At 66.7% G+C, this 18921-nt stretch carries 25 protein-coding genes; 17 read left to right on the forward strand and 8 right to left on the reverse strand.

What is annotated here, in order from left to right:
* Positions 1 to 70: 70 nt before the first annotated feature.
* From ACH4TV_RS24825 to ACH4TV_RS24840, 4 genes are all read right to left on the reverse strand, one after another.
* Positions 71 to 715 (reverse strand): hypothetical protein, encoded by a 645-nt coding sequence (locus ACH4TV_RS24825; RefSeq protein ID WP_398401655.1) that lies wholly within the window; start codon positions 713 to 715, stop codon positions 71 to 73.
* 65 nt (positions 716 to 780) lie between these two features.
* Complete coding sequence (locus tag ACH4TV_RS24830; RefSeq protein WP_398401657.1) at positions 781 to 990, reverse strand: hypothetical protein; 210 nt, start codon at positions 988 to 990, stop codon at positions 781 to 783.
* A 113-nt stretch (positions 991 to 1103) separates the two neighbouring features.
* The gene (locus ACH4TV_RS24835; RefSeq protein ID WP_398401659.1) at positions 1104 to 1436 is read right to left on the reverse strand and encodes a hypothetical protein; all 333 of its coding nucleotides are present in this window, start codon (positions 1434 to 1436) and stop codon (positions 1104 to 1106) included.
* 195 nt (positions 1437 to 1631) lie between these two features.
* Positions 1632 to 2021 (reverse strand): hypothetical protein, encoded by a 390-nt coding sequence (locus ACH4TV_RS24840; RefSeq protein ID WP_398401661.1) that lies wholly within the window; start codon positions 2019 to 2021, stop codon positions 1632 to 1634.
* Between the two features lie 124 nt (positions 2022 to 2145).
* On the opposite strand from ACH4TV_RS24840, the gene ACH4TV_RS24845 reads away from it, so the two are divergent.
* From ACH4TV_RS24845 to ACH4TV_RS24865, 5 genes are all read left to right on the forward strand, one after another.
* The gene (locus ACH4TV_RS24845; RefSeq protein WP_398401663.1) at positions 2146 to 2790 is read left to right on the forward strand and encodes a hypothetical protein; all 645 of its coding nucleotides are present in this window, start codon (positions 2146 to 2148) and stop codon (positions 2788 to 2790) included.
* A 191-nt stretch (positions 2791 to 2981) separates the two neighbouring features.
* On the forward strand, positions 2982 to 3560 hold the full coding sequence (locus tag ACH4TV_RS24850) for a hypothetical protein (protein ID WP_398401665.1): 579 nt from the start codon (positions 2982 to 2984) through the stop codon (positions 3558 to 3560).
* Positions 3561 to 3667: 107 nt separating this feature from the next.
* Positions 3668 to 4417, forward strand: coding sequence for a hypothetical protein (locus tag ACH4TV_RS24855; RefSeq protein WP_398401667.1), 750 nt, complete (start codon positions 3668 to 3670; stop codon positions 4415 to 4417).
* A 100-nt stretch (positions 4418 to 4517) separates the two neighbouring features.
* Positions 4518 to 5777, forward strand: coding sequence for a mucin-2 (locus tag ACH4TV_RS24860; RefSeq protein ID WP_398401669.1), 1260 nt, complete (start codon positions 4518 to 4520; stop codon positions 5775 to 5777).
* A gap of 148 nt (positions 5778 to 5925) precedes the next feature.
* Positions 5926 to 6417, forward strand: a complete 492-nt coding sequence (locus tag ACH4TV_RS24865; protein ID WP_398401671.1) for a hypothetical protein — start codon at positions 5926 to 5928, stop codon at positions 6415 to 6417.
* A 52-nt stretch (positions 6418 to 6469) separates the two neighbouring features.
* Here ACH4TV_RS24865 and ACH4TV_RS24870 read toward each other — a convergent pair whose 3' ends face one another.
* Positions 6470 to 7189 carry a hypothetical protein gene (locus tag ACH4TV_RS24870; RefSeq protein ID WP_398401673.1) on the reverse strand — a complete coding sequence of 240 codons (720 nt, stop codon included), beginning with the start codon at positions 7187 to 7189 and terminating at the stop codon, positions 6470 to 6472.
* A gap of 544 nt (positions 7190 to 7733) precedes the next feature.
* On the opposite strand from ACH4TV_RS24870, the gene ACH4TV_RS24875 reads away from it, so the two are divergent.
* From ACH4TV_RS24875 to ACH4TV_RS24920, 10 genes are all read left to right on the forward strand, one after another.
* Positions 7734 to 8462 (forward strand): hypothetical protein, encoded by a 729-nt coding sequence (locus ACH4TV_RS24875; RefSeq protein ID WP_398401675.1) that lies wholly within the window; start codon positions 7734 to 7736, stop codon positions 8460 to 8462.
* A 16-nt stretch (positions 8463 to 8478) separates the two neighbouring features.
* Positions 8479 to 9393, forward strand: coding sequence for a hypothetical protein (locus ACH4TV_RS24880; RefSeq protein ID WP_398401677.1), 915 nt, complete (start codon positions 8479 to 8481; stop codon positions 9391 to 9393).
* Positions 9390 to 10700, forward strand: coding sequence for a CpaF family protein (locus ACH4TV_RS24885; RefSeq protein ID WP_398401678.1), 1311 nt, complete (start codon positions 9390 to 9392; stop codon positions 10698 to 10700). The genes ACH4TV_RS24880 and ACH4TV_RS24885 overlap by 4 nt, the downstream gene beginning before the upstream one ends.
* Before the next feature lie 2 nt (positions 10701 to 10702).
* Positions 10703 to 11743 carry a type II secretion system F family protein gene (locus ACH4TV_RS24890; RefSeq protein WP_398402318.1) on the forward strand — a complete coding sequence of 347 codons (1041 nt, stop codon included), beginning with the start codon at positions 10703 to 10705 and terminating at the stop codon, positions 11741 to 11743.
* Positions 11740 to 12663, forward strand: coding sequence for a type II secretion system F family protein (locus ACH4TV_RS24895; RefSeq protein ID WP_398401680.1), 924 nt, complete (start codon positions 11740 to 11742; stop codon positions 12661 to 12663). The genes ACH4TV_RS24890 and ACH4TV_RS24895 overlap by 4 nt, the downstream gene beginning before the upstream one ends.
* A 64-nt stretch (positions 12664 to 12727) precedes the next feature.
* A complete protein-coding gene (locus ACH4TV_RS24900) occupies positions 12728 to 12979 on the forward strand; it encodes a hypothetical protein (RefSeq protein WP_398401682.1) in 252 nt (83 codons plus the stop codon).
* Positions 12980 to 13028: 49 nt separating this feature from the next.
* On the forward strand, positions 13029 to 13502 hold the full coding sequence (locus ACH4TV_RS24905) for a TadE family protein (RefSeq protein ID WP_398401684.1): 474 nt from the start codon (positions 13029 to 13031) through the stop codon (positions 13500 to 13502).
* Positions 13502 to 13936 (forward strand): TadE/TadG family type IV pilus assembly protein, encoded by a 435-nt coding sequence (locus ACH4TV_RS24910; RefSeq protein ID WP_398401686.1) that lies wholly within the window; start codon positions 13502 to 13504, stop codon positions 13934 to 13936. The genes ACH4TV_RS24905 and ACH4TV_RS24910 overlap by 1 nt, the downstream gene beginning before the upstream one ends.
* A gap of 14 nt (positions 13937 to 13950) precedes the next feature.
* Positions 13951 to 14412 (forward strand): pilus assembly protein TadG-related protein, encoded by a 462-nt coding sequence (locus tag ACH4TV_RS24915; RefSeq protein ID WP_398402320.1) that lies wholly within the window; start codon positions 13951 to 13953, stop codon positions 14410 to 14412.
* Positions 14413 to 14510: 98 nt separating this feature from the next.
* Positions 14511 to 14897 (forward strand): hypothetical protein, encoded by a 387-nt coding sequence (locus tag ACH4TV_RS24920; RefSeq protein ID WP_398401688.1) that lies wholly within the window; start codon positions 14511 to 14513, stop codon positions 14895 to 14897.
* A 124-nt stretch (positions 14898 to 15021) separates the two neighbouring features.
* Here the strand turns inward: ACH4TV_RS24920 and ACH4TV_RS24925 are convergent, their stop codons facing one another.
* Together ACH4TV_RS24925 and ACH4TV_RS24930 are read right to left on the reverse strand one after the other, a co-directional pair.
* Positions 15022 to 15225, reverse strand: a complete 204-nt coding sequence (locus ACH4TV_RS24925; RefSeq protein ID WP_398401689.1) for a DUF397 domain-containing protein — start codon at positions 15223 to 15225, stop codon at positions 15022 to 15024.
* 10 nt (positions 15226 to 15235) lie between these two features.
* Entirely contained in the window at positions 15236 to 16087 is an 852-nt protein-coding gene (locus ACH4TV_RS24930) for a helix-turn-helix domain-containing protein (RefSeq protein ID WP_398401691.1), read from the reverse strand.
* Between the two features lie 236 nt (positions 16088 to 16323).
* Here ACH4TV_RS24930 and ACH4TV_RS24935 point away from each other — a divergent pair, with 236 nt between their 5' ends.
* Together ACH4TV_RS24935 and ACH4TV_RS24940 are read left to right on the forward strand one after the other, a co-directional pair.
* On the forward strand, positions 16324 to 16764 hold the full coding sequence (locus tag ACH4TV_RS24935) for an ATP-binding protein (RefSeq protein ID WP_398401693.1): 441 nt from the start codon (positions 16324 to 16326) through the stop codon (positions 16762 to 16764).
* A gap of 40 nt (positions 16765 to 16804) precedes the next feature.
* Complete coding sequence (locus ACH4TV_RS24940) at positions 16805 to 17689, forward strand: hypothetical protein (protein WP_398401695.1); 885 nt, start codon at positions 16805 to 16807, stop codon at positions 17687 to 17689.
* Positions 17690 to 18143: 454 nt separating this feature from the next.
* Here the strand turns inward: ACH4TV_RS24940 and ACH4TV_RS24945 are convergent, their stop codons facing one another.
* On the reverse strand, positions 18144 to 18800 hold the full coding sequence (locus tag ACH4TV_RS24945; protein ID WP_398401697.1) for a hypothetical protein: 657 nt from the start codon (positions 18798 to 18800) through the stop codon (positions 18144 to 18146).
* Between the last annotated feature and the right edge of the window lie 121 nt (positions 18801 to 18921).

The raw sequence follows: 18921 nt of genomic DNA on the forward strand, positions 1-18921 counted from the left end.
CAAGCTCCGATGCTCGACGACCCGGATCACGAGCCTCGTCCAAGCTGTCCTCACCCTCCAACTGGCCAGCTCAGACTGAGGATGGAAAAGGCTCATTGAGTGATGCGGTGACCGAGACTTCCTTGAACTCAGCCTGATCGAGCCATGCCCAGGTGGGGAGATTGACCTTGGTGATGTTTTCGGGGGCGAGTGTGACTTTGGTGTCGGGAACCTTGATCCTGTTGTATGCGATTTCAGCGAGTATCTCGGGAGTCACAGCGTTCTCGACGTCAGGTGTCTCGCCGTTCTCCACCCAGAACGTGGCCGTGTCGCAGGCGAAGGCAGCGGGGTCACCCGATTCTTCGCGCGAGGTGTCCCGGACCGCGTCCCACCACATTCCCTTGCCCGTCTCCGACTCGTTGAAGTCTTTGTACGGGTTGCCGTTCTTGTAATGGTCCTGGGCCAGGGCGTATGCCTCCCCCACTCCGCTGGAGTGGGGAATGTTCCATTCGTTCTGGAACTCCTTGGCGAACTCGGCAGGTGTCCACTTGGGCTCGTACCAGCAGGCGGGTGGAGACCAGTCGCCGACGGGTGTGAACCCTCCGGAGCTTCCGTTCCCCGAACCTCCTGTGGGGCCGGTGAAGACGATGCGAGACTCCAGGGTCTGCCCGCTGTCCTTCTCGTTGCTGCCTTCGACGTCGAACTGCGACCCTCCCGGGTCCTTGGCGAAAGCCAAGGTGGGAGTGATGAGTACGCAGGCCGTGGCGAGCGTCCCAGCGGCAGTGAGAGTGCGAGCCCTAGTCACTGAACGCATGTTTTGCTCCCCCGCACAGACGTACCGCTGGTCGTCTGCCAGACGCCTTGCTCGCTCTTCTCCAGGCGGGTGTTGTACAGCACGTACGAGTCGTTGTCGGCCGGTGACTTATCGACTTGACCGGTCTTGCGGTCCTTGTTGTACGCCTTGCTCTCATCAGCGCAGAAGGAGACGCCGGCGGACTTTGCATCAAACATCTTGATGGTCGGGCTGTAATAGCGTGTGGTCCCGGTGTAGGTGATCCCGGCATCCAGCCACTTCTGTACCCACTTGACGGACGTCGTGAGGGCTTCGCCCTGGTAATAGAACGTCAGGCCCGCGGTGTCCGATTTCCCTTGAGGATGGCGTTGTTCATGGCGGTCTGCGCGCGTGCGGCATCCGCGAGAACCGCGTCCTCTGTTGTGTCGCCCGTCTTCCAGGCCTCGAAGACGTCTTTGGCGTCGGCGGAGAGCGTGATGTCAGGCCGCTCGATGGAGTCCGAGGTGCTCGGGCTCGGCGATGCCGAGGGTGTCGAGCCACCGGCGTCGGCTCCGGCGATCTCGTCGTTGTTGCTGGACTTGTCATCCCCGCTGCCACACGCCGTCAGCAACAGGGCTGCGGTTGCGGCTAGCGCGGCAGCAACGGGCAAGGAACGGCGGTTCACGGTCGGCTCCCGGTGGGGCGAGGGTTGGTCGAGGTCAAGGGCAATGACGCTAGCGGTGTGGTTCCTGGTTTCGCCAGAGCGAACCCGTCAGCGAAGGGGGCAATTGGGGATCTAGCCGGTTGGAATCGACAGTTCCGTGTCCTGATCGTGTTCGGACGGGGCCGGCGGCGAAGAGGTGGCTCAGGAGGAGGTGGCTCACGACCAGACGATCCAGAGGGTCGCCAGGAGCGGTGCGAGCAGTGCGCAGCCACCCAAGGCTGCCGCACGGTGGCTGCGCGGAAGTGCTCGTACGGTGGAGAAGCAGCACGCGATGGCGCACAGTGATCCGCTGATGATGACAGTCATGGGTGCCAGCAGGACGTTGGGGACGCCGAACTCACGGTGAAGGCTGACACCGAACATCCCCGCCGAGGCCACGAGTACCAGGTTGAAAGCGCAGCGCAGCATCCCGAACGCCCATGGGGCGACGACGTACAGCGTGCAGAACACAGTGGCGCCCCACAGTGCTGCACCGAGCATGATCGCGCCAGGTTTGCCGGGGCGTCGGCGCGGAAGCAGGCTGGGCGGCTGCGTGTTCATCTGCATGGTCAAGAGGGTGCACGGTGCGGTAGGGCGCCCGCATGGGTACGGGTACTCATTTCCTGTCTCCCGGCTTCCGTTTAGTGTCTGCAAACGATGGACTCGCGGGGAGCGGGTCCGCACGGAGACGATGGAGATGTACGAGATGCCGCTGGTCGCGCAGACCGAGTCGCCCGCCGACCACACGACCGCGGCCTCAGCGTCGGGTCACGCACTCAACACGCTGAAGTGGGCCCTCCTCATCCCGGTGACGGGTGTCGCCGCCGGGGTCCTGGGCCAGTACTCCTACGGCATGTGGGCCGGAGTCGTCGTCACCTTGGCCGTGGCAGCCACCGCCGCTGTCGTCGCGGGCGGTGTCTGGCATCGCGCGGGCGCGGCGACGCTCGCGTCCGTGGCCGCGTTGGCGCTCCCCTTCTTCGCCGGGCCCGCGTTCTATGAGACGTACATCAAGCAGCTCGGTGAGCGGGTGCACGCCGTGGTCGCGGACACGGGGGAGCGCCGAGGGGTGAAGAGGAGCACTCAGCTGGCCGTCTGCCGGGTCGTCGACACGACCGGGACGGCGCGCGATCTGTCGCAACAGCAGAACTGCTACGGCCAGTTCGAGGTGGGACAGGAGGTCGTCCTCTTCAGAGATCCGCAGGGAGCGCTCGGCCCTTGGATCGAGGCGCGGCCCGGTGCCCGAACTCCTGATGTCCTCGGCTTGGGGATTACGGCTGGACTCTTCCTGACGGCCGGTTCAGCCCTCTTCTACGCCGGGCAGAGGCGCCGATCCTAGGGTTTGTCGCTGTCCTGGCTCCGCCTCGTCCCCTGGCTCCGCCTCGTCCTCGTCTCCATCTGCGCCGGAGCGGGGGTGAGTTGCTGTGAGAGGCCGATCGTTTGCTCCCATTGCCCTCCCTTTACTATGGCGTCGGGTTTCGGTCGGCGCGGTTCGGCCTGGGCGGTGGAGGAGCGGGAGGTGTCAGGCGTATGAGTGGGGTTTCGTTCGAGCTGCAACGTTCGGCATCTGCCGAAGGGGCCCGTGGCGAGGTCTTCTCGTGGGTCGGCCAGGTGAACGGGCTCGGCGAGATCCAGCTGGCCCTTCCCACGGAGCACGGCGACCACCCGCCGGAGTACTGCGAGGTGGCGGTGAGCGGCGAGGGCTTTCCGCTCACCACGTACCTCGGGCTGCGCTTCCTGAGGCGTCCGCTGCTGGCCCGGGGCGAACTGCGCCTCGACTGGGACACCGCGGAACTCTCCCGGAGCGTGTGGTGGCCCGGAAAGAAGGGGCGAGCTCTCCGGATCCGGGTCAAGGAACGCACGTACACCTATGCCCAGTTGGGCGGTAAGCGCAGTCACCAGCTGACGCGGTCCGGTGCGGGCGTGCGGATGAGCCGCTCGAGCTGGACGAATCCGCGCACCATCTCGGGGACCTGTGTGGGCGATGCGGACGCCCTCGACATCAGCATCGCGCTCGTCCTTGAGGGTGTGTACACGCGGAACCTCTCGGCGTCCGGTGCGCTGGTGTCGCTGCCAGGACGGTTCCTCAACCGATTCAACGATCTCTAACCGGCTCAACGATCTCTGATCGCAGTCTGATTGCAGGGGGACAGGAAAGAATGCCTTCCATTGATACGGCTCGGCGTCGGCTGCGGCTGTCCGATTCCCATGTCAGTGTGCTGGGACTCCTTGTGGAGGAGGGGCAGGTTCCAGGTGAACTGGCGCAGGCGCACTCCGAGTTGAAGGAGGCGGGGATCCTCGATGCCGAAGACAAGATCTCGGCCGATCTGTACCCGCTCGTCGCCACGCTGATGGAACCGAGAGTCATCGCCCGGGTCGAGATGACCGGCCCGCAGGGCGTGTCCAGCAACGGGGCCGTCGTCGGCGACGACTTCATCTTCACGCACGAGTGCTGGCCGGGCGACCAGGAGTCGGAGTACACACCCGCCGAACCCGAGACGCTCGTATGGGCTCTCGCCAGGATGGTGGATCTGCATCGCGACTTCACGGACGCGACCGACAGCGGTGAGGAGATCGTCTCGACCATGGGCGCGCTGGATCAGGTGATCGCGCGTATGGAGGCCGGGGAGTTCGAGGAGCCGGAGGCCGTGGCCGGGGTCGTCGGGTCGCCGGTGCGGCTCGCCGAGGTGCTGGCCCAGCTCAACTGCATGTGGCGGATGACCGTGGTCTGGCAGGGGGACGGCCCCAAGTTGAACGCCGGCGGAGCGGCCGTCTCCGCGCTGGCCGTGTGGGACTGCGGACTTGAGGGGTACTGGCTGCGCGAGTTGCCCGCCGAGCCGGTCGTCGACGGTCAGGTGGACGCGAGCAGCGAGCTGAAGGTGCGGCGCACCTCGGCCAAGGAACTCTGGCAGCTGATCACGGATCTGCTGCCGGACGGGAGCCAGCTCGCCGCGAAGTCTGCATAAGGGTGAGGTTGGTTGGTTCTTCGGCGTTCCATGCTGTTTTGAGTCCAGCTGATCGCGAGATCCACACTTCGCGTATCACTTTGATCACCACGGGGAAAAAATGAGCGACAGTTCCAAGCGCATGGCCAATCCGGAGGACATGGAACACTTGGCCCGACTGCTCGACGGCAGAGGCCAACTGCGGGACAAACTGGACGAGGCATTCACTCGTGCGTCCCAGCTCGGCGTCACCGACAAGCTGAGCGCCCTCAAACCCATACGTGCCTGGACCGATGACACGGCGGTCGACCTTCGGCGGCGTTCGGCTATTCTGCGAGCGGAAAAAGGCGATCCTAAGGCTGCTGCTCTGTACGCGGGTTTCACCGCCGAGGAACTGAAGGGCGCGAACCTTCCGCCCGACGCGATGCTGATCGCGAACGCCTCCGTCGCGAACGGCGACAAGTTCGATACCAAGTGGCTGGAACGGCAGAAGGGCGAGACGCTCTCGGACTGGATCCAGCGCATCAAGTCCGATGGCGTCGCCAAGATCACGAATGACAAGAACCTCGGCGAAGTGGTCGGGGACTACATCGATATCACAGCGATGGCCTCCACAGTTCCGGGCGCGTTCAAGATGACGGCGGCGGGCACACTCCAACTGGTCAAGTACTTTAAAAGCCTCAAGAATCCCGGCAGGGTCGAATTCCTGAAGGCGCCTGGGACCACACTCGCCCAGCTCCTGAAGGGGCAGTCGACGTCCCGTCTTATTCCTTCACAGATCCGTTCTCTGGCTGCGACCATCGGGTCACGTACTCCCGCTCCGATCCTCGACGTACTGACCGGAAAGGACAGTCTCGCCGCCCTTTCGGGAAAGCAGTGGGCCTGGGAGGCGAACCTGCTCAAGGTCGGCCAGAACGCCTCCAACTTGAGCAGGGCTACCGGAGCGAGCCGCTTCGGGGCCTTCGCGTCTGGAGCCGGGACCGCCCTGCGTACCGCCGGCTGGTGGCGTGCGGCAGGCGTCGGCGGCAGCGCGGTGTCCACGGTGATCGGTGCCGTCGACCTGGTGCAGGAAGGAAACCCTGTCGATGCCTTCAAGCGGGACAAGGCCGGGTACGTGGCGAAGGTCTCCGGCGTGGCCTTCAACGCCTCCCTCACGGCGGCGATGATCGCTCCCAACCCCATCACGATCGGCGCGGCGGTGGTCACCGGTGCGGTCTATGGTGTCGCAACCATTGTCGACAACTGGGACACCGTCAAGAAGTTCCCTGGAAAGGTCGCGGACGCCGGAGCCTGGGCAGGGGAGAAAATCGGCGAAGGAGCCGGCAAGCTCGCCGACGGCGCGAAGAGCGTCGGCAAGACCATCGGTGGCTGGTTCGACTAGGCGTGATTCAACTGAGCGCGAGATGACTGAGTGTGAGATGACTGTGGCTGAATTCAGGTTCGAGCTCGAGCGGTACAAGAACACCGTTACCTCGCGGGAACAGGCTCACGTGACCTTTTGGCGTGGCCCTGTAGGGCAGCTGGGTCTCGTGGAACTGACCCTGCCTGCCCTGGAAGTCGTAGAGGTGTCCGAACCCAGGGGGATCATTGGTGCCGCGGTGACCGGCGAGAACATTCCCATGTCCTCCTTCAAAAGCATTCGGTACGGTGGCCGGCCCCGCTTGGCCGAAGGGAAGCTGAGCGTGGCGGGGCAGCATGCGTCCTTCAGCCGGAAGACCTTGCGGATGAGCAGGGGAGGCCGGGCTCTGAAGATCTGGGCGGTGGGACGGGAGTACCGATACCGGGAGGAAGGAAACCGGCGGCATCACGTGCTGGAACGCCCGGAGTCCCGGATCGTCATGGCTCGTTCCAGCGCGTCAGACCCGAAGAGCATTTCCGGAACGGCTCACGGGGCGGTGGACTCCGTGGACATCAGTCTCGCGATCCTCTTCGAGGGCGTGTACACACGGAACCTGTCGCTTCGCGGTGCGCTGATCTCGGCTCCAGGGCGGTTCTTGGACGGGTTGTCCTCACTCTCTTGAGGCCGGGATCCGGGCGACGACGCCCGGATCCTCCCGCAACCGGCGTGCCCTGTCAGGCAAGCTTCGCGTTCTGTGCCTTGACGAGGGCGGCCGGGATCTTGGCCTGGCCCTGTCGGCCCTGCACCAGACTGCCGCTGTCCAGCGAGAAGTAGTTGGCGATCGTGTCGCCGAAGCGGAAGGTCTGTGTGCGGAGGGTCTGCGTGACCCCCTGGTGCTGGAAGGTCGCGGCGGTGGCCAGGGATTCGTCGCCACCGGCGGGAGCGGTCTCCACGGTCACCGAGCCGTATGTGGTGGTGGCCCCGGAGGTCGACTTTGCGGTGTAGCCGCCGCCGCACGAGTCCGCTGCTGCCGTGAGCCCCTTCATCGCGGCCTCGGCCTTGCCGTCGGCGTAGGTGGCGAGCGTGATGAGGGTGAACATGGAGTCGGGCCCGTTGGCGACGCGCACGAGCGAGGCCTTCGGGTCCCCGACGGGGAGCTCGTTCATCGCGTATGCCAGCGGGGCACAGTCGGGCTTGTCGACGCTCATGTCGTCCTGGGACTGAGCGAGGGCTTCGCCCTCGGCGGGCTCCCTGACGGTGTAGTCGACGGCCTCGGCCTTGGTGACCAGGAGCTGCGCGAGCCGTTCGGCCGGGCCCAGTTGCTTGGCCTGCGAGGCCGAGGCGGGCGCCGTGGGCTTGTCCGCCGTGTTCGTGTTGCCGTCGCCGCCGGAGCAGGCGGTGAGTGCGGCGAGGGAGAGGGCGGTGACGGTGAGGGTCAGGGCGGCGCGCTGCATCGGGGGGAGTTCCTCGGGTTTCGGCCGGTGAGTGTGCGTTCGGCGAGTGCGGGGGGTGTGACCGGTGCGGACGGTGTTTGCCGTGGCGTCGTCCTGGTCGTCCTGGTCATCCCTGCGATCAAAGTTTGATGCAAGATCATGGCACGGTGGTTCCACCGTCGCGTGAGCAAATCGTGCAGGCCTCATGACCGACTCGTGCGGCGGTCGGTGCCGGGTGCGGAGTGGATGAGGCGCAGGGAAGGCAATGGATTCGCGGTTGCACAGTAGGTGCCGTCCGTAGATCGCTGTGCCCAACGGGGAAGCGTGCGGACGTAGTTGCAGGTGAGTAACGTTGTGTCTCGCGCTGTTCACGATCCAGAACGCGCCTTGAGGGGCTTATGTGCGGCTGATACGGTGCCATGGCTTGACACTCACTCCAGCGCTGGCTAATTGGCCAGGTCGGGCGGTACGTCCGGCAAGGGCGTATCGCATGCATCGCGCGTGAAGTGTCCTATTTAGCACTTAAATTGGCAGAATTTTTCTTGGGTGTACGGGGAGCTGTTGCGTGAAGATCCAAGAGCGTACGGGTGCGGGCGGCGGCCGTTCCGCGGTACCGGCTCAGCCCATGACCGGTGAGCGGCTCCCGGCACCGCCTCGCGAGCGCAAACCGGCTCTTGCCGCTCTTGCGGTGCTTCTGATCCTGGTCGGCGCGCTGGGCGCGACGATGCTCGTGCTGCGGGCGGGGGACCGGATCGAGGTCGTCAAGATCACCAAACCGATCCCGGCCGGAGGGTCCGTCACCAAGGCCAACACGGAGGCTGTCCTGGTCGCGGCCGACGACAGCATCGACTACATCCCGTGGGAGCAACTGACAGGCCTGATGAAGCTGAAGGCCGTCAGTGCGATCCCTGACGGGGTCGTCCCCGTCGGGCAGATGTTCACCGGCGCGACCGGCCTCGCCGCCGGGCAGGCCATCGTCGGGCTCTCCCTCAAGCAGGGCCAGTACCCGAGCGGCCTCAAGCAGGGTGACATGGTCGCCGCCTACCGCGTCAACTCCACTGCCACCGGTACCGGTTCCAGCACGGGTTCCGGCGACTCCTCCTCGTCCGGCGCCAGCACGAGTCTGATCGTGGACAAGGCGAAGGTCAGCGACGTAAAGACCTCTGATGGCAGTGACGTAATAAGCAGTACCAACCTCCCCGTCACCCTCACCGTCGACAGCACCAAGGCCGCCGAACTCGCGCAGGCCGCTGCCACCGGCGCGGTGGCCCTCGTGCTCATCCCCAGCAGCTGAAGGCGGCCCCAGAACCATGGCGCTCATCGTTCTTGCCGCCGACAAGGGTTCCCCCGGCGTGACCACCGCGGCCGTCGCGCTCGCGGCGGTCTGGCCCCGGCGGGCGCTGCTCGCCGAGGCCGATCCGGCCGGCGGGGACCTCATCTACCGCAGTGCCGCCGCGCACGGCGGGATGCTGAACCCGAACACCGGCATGCTGTCGATTGCCGCGACCGCCCGGCGTGGGCTCGTTCCCGATCAACTCTGGGACCACGTCCAGCCGTTGAGCGGGGGGCTCGAAGTGCTCGTCGGGCTCGGCATCGCCGAGCAGGCCGCCGGGCTCGCCGGCCTCTGGGGCACCCTCGGCGGTGCTTTCGCGCAGCTCGCCGACTCCCCGAACGCGCCCGCCGACGTCATCGCCGACTGCGGACGGATCAGCGGGGACACGCCTGTCGTCGAGCTGTTTCCGCATGCCGCGCTGGTGCTGCTCATCTCGCGGACCGAACCGGAAGCCATCGCGCGCGTGCGCGACCGTGCCGCCGCCCTCTCCACCAAGCTGCACGGCGGTCCGCGCGGCGCCGCCAGCCTCGCCACACCCCTCATCGGGGTCGTCCTCATCGCCGACCCGAACAACTCGGGCAAGCTGGTCAACCAGGTCAACGACATGCTCGTACACGCCCAGACGGGCGCCCGAGTTGTCGGCACGCTCGCCGAAGACCCGGCCGGGGCCGAGCAGTTGGCGGGGCGCAAGCGCGGGCGGCTCGACAAGTCGATGCTCATCAGGTCGGCCCGCAAGGTGACTTCGGATCTGTACCAGCAGTACGGCGCCGCATGGTCCGTACCCGGTCAGGTACAGGGTCAGGGTCAGGCCGCCGGGTACATGCCCGGTCAGACGCACGCCCAGCCGGGCCAGCAGACCGGTTACTCCGGCCATGCCGGAGCCGGCCGATGACCGTAGTCGACCATTCGCTGGTCAAGCGGTTCCGGCAGGACGCCGGTGACCGGATCGCCGATCAGCGTCGGCTCGATCAGACCTCGAACGTCACGCCGATGTCGGGCGAGGACGAGCGGCAGTACGCGCGGGCCGTCATAGCCCAGATACTGGAGGACTACGCCCGGACGGAGATCAACGCCGGGCGTACGCCGCTGGATGCCGAGACCGAGGAGCAGTACGCGGCCGCTGTGCACGCCGCGCTGTTCGGGGTCGGGCGGCTGCAGCCGCTGCTCGACAACGTCGACGTCGAGAACATCGACATCAACGGGTACGACCAGGTTTTCGTGGGTTACTCCGACGGACGTGAGGTCGCCGGTGACCCGGTGGCCGAGTCCGACGAGGAGCTCATCGAGCTCATCCAGGTGCTCGGCGCCTACTCCGGGCTCTCCTCCCGGCCCTTCGACTCCGCCAATCCGCAGCTCGACCTGCGGCTGCCGGACGGGTCGCGACTGTCGGCCGTCATGGATGTCACGCGACGCCCGGCGCTCTCGATTCGTCGTGCGCGCATGGGCAAGGTTTTTATCTCCGACCTGGTCGGGAACGGGACGGTGACTCCGGAAGTCGCGCACTTCATGGCCTGTGCCGTGCGCGCCCGGAAGAACATCATGATCGCGGGCGCCACCAACGCCGGTAAGACGACGCTGCTTCGGGCCCTCGCCAACGAGATCCCGCCGCACGAGCGGCTCATCACCGTCGAGCGCGCGCTGGAGCTGGGGCTCGACCAGTTTCCCGAACTCCACCCCAACGTCGTGGCGTTCGAGGAGCGGCTGCCCAACTCCGAGGGCCAGGGCATGATTTCGATGGCCGAGCTGGTGCGACGGTCGCTGCGTATGAACCCCTCCCGCGTCATCGTCGGTGAGGTGCTCGGCGACGAGATCGTGACGATGCTCAACGCGATGTCGCAGGGCAACGACGGCTCGCTCTCCACGATCCACGCCAACAGCTCGCACGAGGTCTTCAACCGTATTTCCACGTATGCGCTCCAGGCGAAGGAGCGGCTGCCCATCGAGGCCAGCCAGATGCTCGTCGCGGGCGCCGTGAACTTCGTCGTCTTCATCCAGCGGCGCAACAACTTCCATACGGGCGGCAAGCTCCAGCGCATGGTGACCTCGGTCCGTGAGGTCAACGGCGTGGACGGCCGGGTGCTGTCCAGCGAGGTCTTCGCCGAGACCCCGGACGGCCGCATCGTGCCGCACGCGCCCCTTTCCTGCCTCGACGATCTGGTCGCGCACGGGTACCGGTTGCCCGGCGGGAACTGGGGGTGACCATGACGACGTACAGCAATATGCATGCCTACGGGGACTCGTACGGGGACACGTACTCGGCGGCCGCCGGCTCGCTCGGTTCCATGGGCGGTCTGTTCTCCACCGAGGTCCTGTACTCGCTCGTGGCCGGCATCGCTGTCGGCGGCGGGCTCGCGCTGCTCGCGATCGCGATCCGCGGGCTGCCGGCCAAGCCGGAGCACGAGAAGCAGAAGGCCAGCGAGCGCGCCAACGAACTCATGCGGTTCGTGGGGCAGCGCGGTTCGCTCGCCGCCCTCGTCGGACTGGCCGTGCTGGTGCTCACCCGGTGGGCGGTGGCCGGTATCGCGGCCGGTGTCCTCGTCTTCTTCTGGGACCGCCTCTTCGGAGGCGCGGCGGAGGAACGGGCCGGCATGCGGCGCGTGGAGGCCCTCGCCTCCTGGACGGAGTCGCTGCGCGACACGATCGCCGGTGCGGTCGGTCTGGAGCAGGCGATCCCGGCGTCGGCGCGCGCGGCGGCCCCGGTACTGCGTCCGCACCTGGACGCGATGGTCGACCGGCTCCGCTCGCGCACCCCTCTCCCCGACGCGCTCCAGCAGCTCGCCGACGAGATCAACGACGCGTCCGCCGACATCATCGTCGCCGCCCTCATCCTCAACGCGCGGCTGCGCGGGCCGGGTCTGCGGCAAGTCCTGGGCGCACTCGCAAAGTCGGCGCGCGAGGAGGTCGACATGCGGCAGCGCGTCATGGCGCAGCGGTCGTCAACTCGGCGGTCCGTACAGATCGTTGTCGTGGTGTCGGTCGGCTTCGTCCTCGGACTCGCCATCTTCAACCGCGAGTTCGTCGAGCCGTACGGCACACCGATCGGTCAGGTCGTACTCGCCGGTGTCTGCGGCCTGTTCGCGCTCGGCTTCTGGTGGCTGCGCAAGCTGTCGACCATCGAGACACCCGAACGCTTCCTGGTACGGGACGACCCGTCGGTGCAGTTCGTACGGCCGTCCCGGACACCCGCCCAAGGAGCCCCGGGCCCGGCGCCCTACGGGGCTGAAGAGGGGGTACGTCGATGAACGACCTGACCATGCCGGTAGTGGTCGGTGCGGTACTCGGCCTCGGCATCTACGTGCTCGTACGGGCGTTGATGCCGTCGAAGCGGAGTGCGGTCTCGCAGGTCGCGCGGGTCGACGCGATGCGGGCGAGGGGAGCGGCGTACGAGTCGGCGCATCGCACGAAGGACGCCGGCCGGATCGGCTCGTTCCGTGCCCAAGTGGGCGCTCGCGTCTCGGACGTCTACTTCCAGCAGGGCTGGGAGCAGCGCTCGTTGCGGGCCGATCTGGCCGTCCTGGACCGGAGTTGGGAGAACTTCCTGGCGACGAAGGTGCTGCTGGGGGCGGCCGGTCTGTTCTTCGGCCCGTTCCTCTTCGCCATCGTCTGGACGCTGGGCATCGGCAAGAGCCCGGCCATCCCGGTCTGGATGGCCCTGCTCTTCGCGCTGATCTTCTTCTTCCTCCCCGACCTGGAGGTACGGCGGGACGCGGCCGAAAAGCGGCGCGACCTGCGGCGCGTGATCGGGGCGTACCTCGACCTGGTGTCGATGAGCCTGGCCGGTGGCCGGGGTCTGCCGGAGGCGCTGATGGCGGCGGCGGACATCTCTGACGGCTGGGCGACACAGCGCATCCGCAACGCGCTGAACGACGCCCGTATCACCGGTACCAGCCAGTGGCAGGCGCTCGGTGCGCTGGGCGAGGAACTGGGCGTCGAGGAACTCAAGGACCTTTCCACCTCGTTGGCGCTGGTCGCGGACGACGGCGCGAAGGTTCGCGACTCGCTCGCCTCACGCGCGGAGACCATGCGGCACCGCGAGCTGGCGGAGATCGAGGGCAGCGCGGGCGAGAAGTCCCAGTCGATGCTCGTGGCCCAGCTGCTGCTGTGCGCCGGGTTCCTGGTGTTCCTGATCTATCCGGCGGCGATGCGCGTGTTCCAGGTCTAGCCGTTTCCAGCACTGATTCCAGTACTGCCACTCCCCAAAATTCGTTTCGAAAGGACAACCCACCATGAACGGACGGAACTTCAGCACCGGGATCCCGGCAATGGACTTCCTGGTCACCTTCCTGCAGGGCCGGGTGCAGCGCGCCCGCTCCGGCGAACTGGACCGCGGTGCGTCCGCGGTCGAGTGGGTCATCATCTCCGCGGTCGTCGTGGCGATCGTCGGCGTCGTCGCCGCGATCATCAACACCGCGCTGAGCGACGGCGCCAACAAGGTCGGCGACTGCATCGCGGGCGCCAAGGCGACCGGCACCTGCTGATCGCACGTACGAAAACGGGGTGTACGGGGTCGAGTTGACGGGGTTGCTCGTGGGTGGCGCAGGCAGATGGGTACGCCGCAGGGTGGAGGCCGCACGGAAGTCGGCGTCCGCCCGCGGTGACTCCGGCACGTCCGACTCGGGCATGACCGCGATCGAGTTCGTGCTGCTCACGCCCGTACTCTTCTTCATGATCTTCGCGACGGTGCAGTTCGCGCTGTACTCCTTCGCCGACCACGTGGCCCAGGCGGCGGCCCAGGCCGGTGCCCGCAAGGCTCGGGCCATGGCGCACGACCAGCCGGGCGCGTGGCGGGGCGAGGCGCAGGACGTGGTGGACAGCTACATCCAGCAGCTGGGCCCGACGCTGGTCCTGTCGCCGAACGTGGAGATGCTCCAGCCGGAGCAGAACACGGTGGGCGTGGAGATCACGGCACGGGTGCCCATGGTGTTCCCGGGGTTCGATCTGACGGTGCACGCGCAGTCGATGGGGCCTGTGGAGCGGTTTGTACAGGAGGGGGGGAACTGATGAGCCCGTTCCCTCTCCGGGGTGACCGGTTCAGGCGTGACCTGGGCGACCGGGGTCTGTCCACCATCGAGGTGGTCATCCTCGCCCCGGTGATGATCATGTTCATCCTGGTGTTGGTGGCCTTCGGGCAACTGGTCGACGGGCGCGGGGCGATCGAGGGGGCGGCGCGGGACGCGGCCCGGGCCGGATCGATCCAGAAGGATCACGCGACGGCGATGGCGGAGGCCAACAAGGCGGCGGAGGCCGACCTCACGGACATCTGCGCGGGCCCCGTCACGGTGACCCAGACCAGCGCCGGCTTCGTGGCCGACACCATCTTCACGGTCGAGGTGAGCTGTGAGGTGCGGGGCCTGGCGATGCTCGGCCTGGACATCCCCACGACGCTGACGGCGAGCTTCAGCTCACCGCTGGACCCGTTCCGGAGGACGGTGTGACGCTGCCACTGAGGGTGCCCTCTGCCGTACGTGACTGGTCCGAGCGTCGGTGGGCCCGCTTGGACGACCGAGGCTCGGGCGCCGGTGCGGTGATCATCTTCGCCCTTCTGTTCCTCTCCCTCTCCGCCTTCGTGATCGACGGCGGCCTGTCCATCTCCAAGCGTGAACGAGCTGCGGACATCGCGGAACAGGCGGCGCGTTACGCCGCCCAGGACATAGACCTGGAAGCCCTCTACGGCAACGCTGCCGGCGGCGCCCCGATCAACTTCCAGAACTGCGACGCCCGGGTGAGGGCCTTCGCCCAGGAGATGGACATGTCCGTGGCGGACACGGCAGCGTCCCACTGCGTGGCGGCAGACGCCGACCAGGTGCAGGTCGAGGTGCAGTTGACGTACTCGCCGGTGTTCACGGGGCTGTTCTACGGCGGGGACGTGACGGTGCGGGGTGAGGCTGTGGCGGAGAACGAGGTGGGGTGAAGGGCCGTTGCCCTTCGTTTCCTGGGTCTCCACCTTGTCGTTGACCTGCTGGGCGACGTCGTCGTCGAGTACGTGAAACACATCACCCAGGAGATGCGATGCGGAAGTATCGAGTGGCTCATGGCGCCGTCGCGGTGGCCGGAGCCCTTGCCCTTGTCGTCGGTGCGACGGCCCCCGCCGGCGCGGCTGATACCAAGCTGAAACTGAAGCGCGGCGGGCACACCATCGGCACCATGACCCACCTCGACCCCGACCCCGACACCTTCCGCGTATGCGACACACGAGCCGACGGACACGGTGTCACCGGCAAGCTCTACATGTACCAGGCCGGGTGGCAGTTGAAGGAGACGAAGGCGGACGGCGGCGATGCCGGCTGCGACTACTTCGACTACAACGTTGTCCCTTATGCGGCCGCGTATCTGATGAAGCTGTGCTGGAACGGTCCCGGCGAGGTCTGCGTCAAGAAGGAGTTCAACGAGGAGTGAGCCGGCCAAGGCGATGGCCCCCAAGGGGCGGGCGACGACCGTGCCGCTGTGGTGACACGGAGGGCCAACCCTCGTCACCGCGCGGTTATTCGTGGTCCGAGACCGTTCCTGGGCCGACGTGAGGTCAGACGGCCGTGTGTGAAGTGTCGGCCTTGAGTGTCTCGACGAACGCGGTGAAGGCTCGGGGTGGGAAGGTGAGCGAGCCGTGGTTTGGGTCTTTGGAGTCGCGTATGGCGATGCGGGCGCGCAAGTCGGCTATCTCCACGCAGGTGTTGCCCTCGGCGCCGCTGGAGAAGGTGGACTTCCGCCAGTTCAGGGACTGGGTCATGGGGCGTGCCTCACAGTTCCTTCGACAGCCGGTGGATGAAATCCCGGGACGCTGTGGGGTCCAGCGTCGCCTCCTCCACCTTACGGAAAAGCGTTCGAAGCGTGCTCAGTTGAGGTTCTACGTCGATGAACGCGGTGTCGGATGCGCCGTCCCGGAACCCGGTGTCGAGTTGGGGCACGGGGCCACCCATGTACATCATTGAGGCGCCCGCACCACCGAAGCCGTCCTGATCGGTGGGAATGACGCGCAGGGCGACGTGCCCCTGCTCGATCTGGTCCAGGATCTGCCGGAGTTGAGCACGGGAGACCTGGCGGTCGGCCACGCGGATGCGTAGGGCGAACTCGTGGACGATCGTCTCGTACGGGGTGGGGGCGTTGCCCTCGATAACCGTGCGCCGCCTCATGCGGTGCTCCACCCGGGGTGCCAACTCGCTCTCCGGTAGCTCCGGGCGCATGTACCCGAAGACGGCGCGGGCGTAGTCCGGGGTCTGGAGGAGCCCGGGAACGTGGGTGATGACGACTTCGCGCAGGAAGGTCGCGTGGTGCTCGGTCTCTGCCACATCCAGGTTCACCGGGGGCAGGACTCCCCGGTAGTCCTCCCACCAACCGCGTGTGCGATCGGTCGCCATCGCCGCCAGCGCCTCGACCAACGCCTCGTCCGTGCAGGCGTAGTGCGCTGAGAGGCGGCGTACGCGTTCGGCGCTCACGCCCGCGACGCCGGACTCGATCTGGCTCATCTGGACCGAGTCGGCTCCGAGTAGTGCTGCGGCCTCGCGGGCCTTCATACCCGTTGCCTCGCGCAGTTTGCGCAGTTCGGTGCCCAGACGCACTCTGCGAGCCGTGAGATGTCTCTTCGGCGGCACCGATTCCTCCTCGATCCAACTGCCTCGCTTGTATGCCCCGTTCGGGTGTCAGCGTACGGGAACGGGTTGCACATTCCTAAAGTTAGGAAATACCGTCGGTATCGCGACGCACACGCTGCGGAATCACCGGAACCCCGGAAGCGCACCGCCCCGTCCTGCCATGACGGCTGCGGCACTGCCACCCCCGGCGCCCTCAGCGGCAAGCCAACTCCCCTCCCCACCAACGGAGTCAACGCATGCCCGAAACCGAAGGAAACGCCCCCACCGCGAACGAACCGTGGGAGTACGTCCTCCACATCCCCCACGACTTCCGCGCCGTCACCGTCTGCCGCCGTACCGTCCGCCTCATCCTCACGATGCACGGCCTGATCCGCCTCACCGACGTCGCCGAGCTCCTCGCGGCCGAACTGGTCAGCAACGCCGTACGCCACACCAAGGGCCCGGTGGCCCTGCGCCTGCGGATGCGCGACGGCTTCCTGCGGGTCGGGGCGTGGGACGCCGATCCCGAACCGCCTACACCGCCGCCCTCATCGGAGGCGTTGACGCAGCTCACGCACACGGAAGAAGGGCGCGGACTCGCCCTGGTCAGTTCCTGTTCCGACCACTGGGGCTGGCAGCCGCTGACCAGGCATGGCCGGCGAGGCAAATACGTGTGGGGTGACCTCGTTGCGGCATAGCTCGTTGATCGCACCGAACAGAAGATGGAAAGGAGAGCGGATGGTCGGCTCGTCGCATGAGGCGTTGCACCGGATCTTCCAGAAGGATCCGGCATTGCTGACGCGTGCCTTACAGGGCGTGCTGCATGTCCCGTTTCCGGAGCCGCGCGACTTTGCGGTGCTGAACGCGGACCTGACGGAGGTCGAGCCCATCGAGCGACGCGTGGACACGCTTTTGCGGGTGGAGACGGACGACGGCGCCTATCTCCTGGTCGTGGAGTCGCAGGGGAAGAAGGACGAGGACAAGCGCGGCAGTTGGGCGTACTACCTGTCGTTCCTGTATGCGAAGTACCGCTGTGAGCCGGTGCTGATCGTCATCACCCAGAGCGCGGCAACGGCTCGGTGGGCGGCGGAGCCCATCCGGCTCGGCCTGCCCGGCTGGCACTCGCTCACGGTACGGCCGCTCGTGCTGGGCCCGGAGAACGTGCCGGTCATCGCGAACGAGCGGGAGGCGGAACGGGACGTACCGCTCGCGGTGCTCTCGGCCATGACACATGGCAGGGGCCCGCAGTCCGCCGCCATACTGGAATCCCTGGCTGTCGCTCTGCGGACCATTGATTCCGAGAGCGCGGCTGTTTTCGTGCAGTTCGTCGATTCATGCCTGGCTGACCCCCGGGCGAAACAGATCTGGAGGGACCTGATGACGGCGATCAACTACTTCTGGCGGCACCCGCTGGCGGAACAGGTGCGCGAAGAGGGCCGGGTCGAGGAGGGGGCCAGAATGACCCTCGGCATTCTGGAGTGGCGCGGCATCCCGGTGCCCGATGCGGTTCGGGAGCGGGTGCAGGCCTGCACGGACCTGGAGCAGCTCAAGACCTGGGCCCAGCGGGCGGTCCATGCGACTGCCGCAGAGGACTTGTTCGTTGGCGAGGACGATCGAACCTGACGAGGCCGCCGGGAGTATCGTGGACGACCGGACCCCGTGAAAGCCGCTTCTCCACATCTGGCACGAGTCCGCGGAGCCGAGCGTGGCTGGAGGCCGCAGAGCAGGCATTCAGCGAGGGCTTCGAGGAGGGTTTCCGGGCGGGCCTCACGCAGAGAGTGATCCTGCGCCTCTTCTACTGGCGGGGGATCGAGGTGCCGGAACCCGTCCGTCAGAAGGTCCGCGTCGGCACAGAACTGGGCCAAGAATGAATCTGGCGTGACCGCGCGTATGAAGTGAACGACCAGGAGGGCCTGTTTGCCGACGACCGGCCCTGATCCGGTCGTCGGGAAGTTTGACGCATCACCGGTTGGCCGACCGACCCCACCGCTTCCGACGGCGTGAGTCGACGTCGACGTGAGAACGATCGTGACGAGCGACGCGGTTGCCAGAGACGGCCATCCGCGAGGATGCCTCGTCACGAGCAGGCGCCCCTCTCCGAACGGACGGACACGTTCTGCCAGACGCCCTGTTCGCTCTTGGCCAGGCTGGCGATGTAGAAGATCTCGGGGTCCGTCCCAGCAGGGTTTCCCTCGACCTGGCCGGTCTTGCGGTTCTTCGAGTAGGCCTTGCTCTCGTCGGTGCAGTAGGAGAGGGACGCCGAGGTCTTGTTGCCGCCGATGGTGACCTTGGGATCGAACGCGGGCAGCTTGCCGAACACCGTGAGGTCCTTGCCCGTGTACGACTTGATCCACTGCCGGTCCTGGGAAAGACCGGATTCGGTGTCGTAGAAGGCAAGGGCTTCGCCGCCGTCGGGCTCGTTCGCGATGATCGCCGCGTATCCGGCCCGGAGCTGTTCCTTGGCGTCGGTGAGGACGGCCTGCTCGGCGGGGTCGCTGCTCGTCCAGTTCTCGAACGTCAGCTGGAAGTCGGCCGGGAGCGTGATCGCCGGACGCTTCACCCCGGATGGCGCGGATGCCGACGCCGAAGCAGAAGCCGAAGCACTCCCCGCCCCCGAATCCGCCCCCTTGATGTCATCCGGCGAGGAGTCGTCGCCACCGCCGCAGGCGCTGAGCAGCAGGGCCGCTGTTGCAGTGAGCGTGGTGACGGTGATGGACAGGGCGCGGCGGGCCACGGTTGATCTCCCCCGGAGTTGGACGTGTGTATACGGCAGGGAACGAAGCTATCAGGGGCACGTAGAGGGCATTCGCGTGCCGCCGGGGGATTGTGTGGGGACCGTGAGGAGTGTGTCGTCG

It is taken from the genome of Streptomyces sp. NPDC020898 (assembly GCF_044333925.1).
GTDB lineage: Bacteria > Actinomycetota > Actinomycetes > Streptomycetales > Streptomycetaceae > Streptomyces.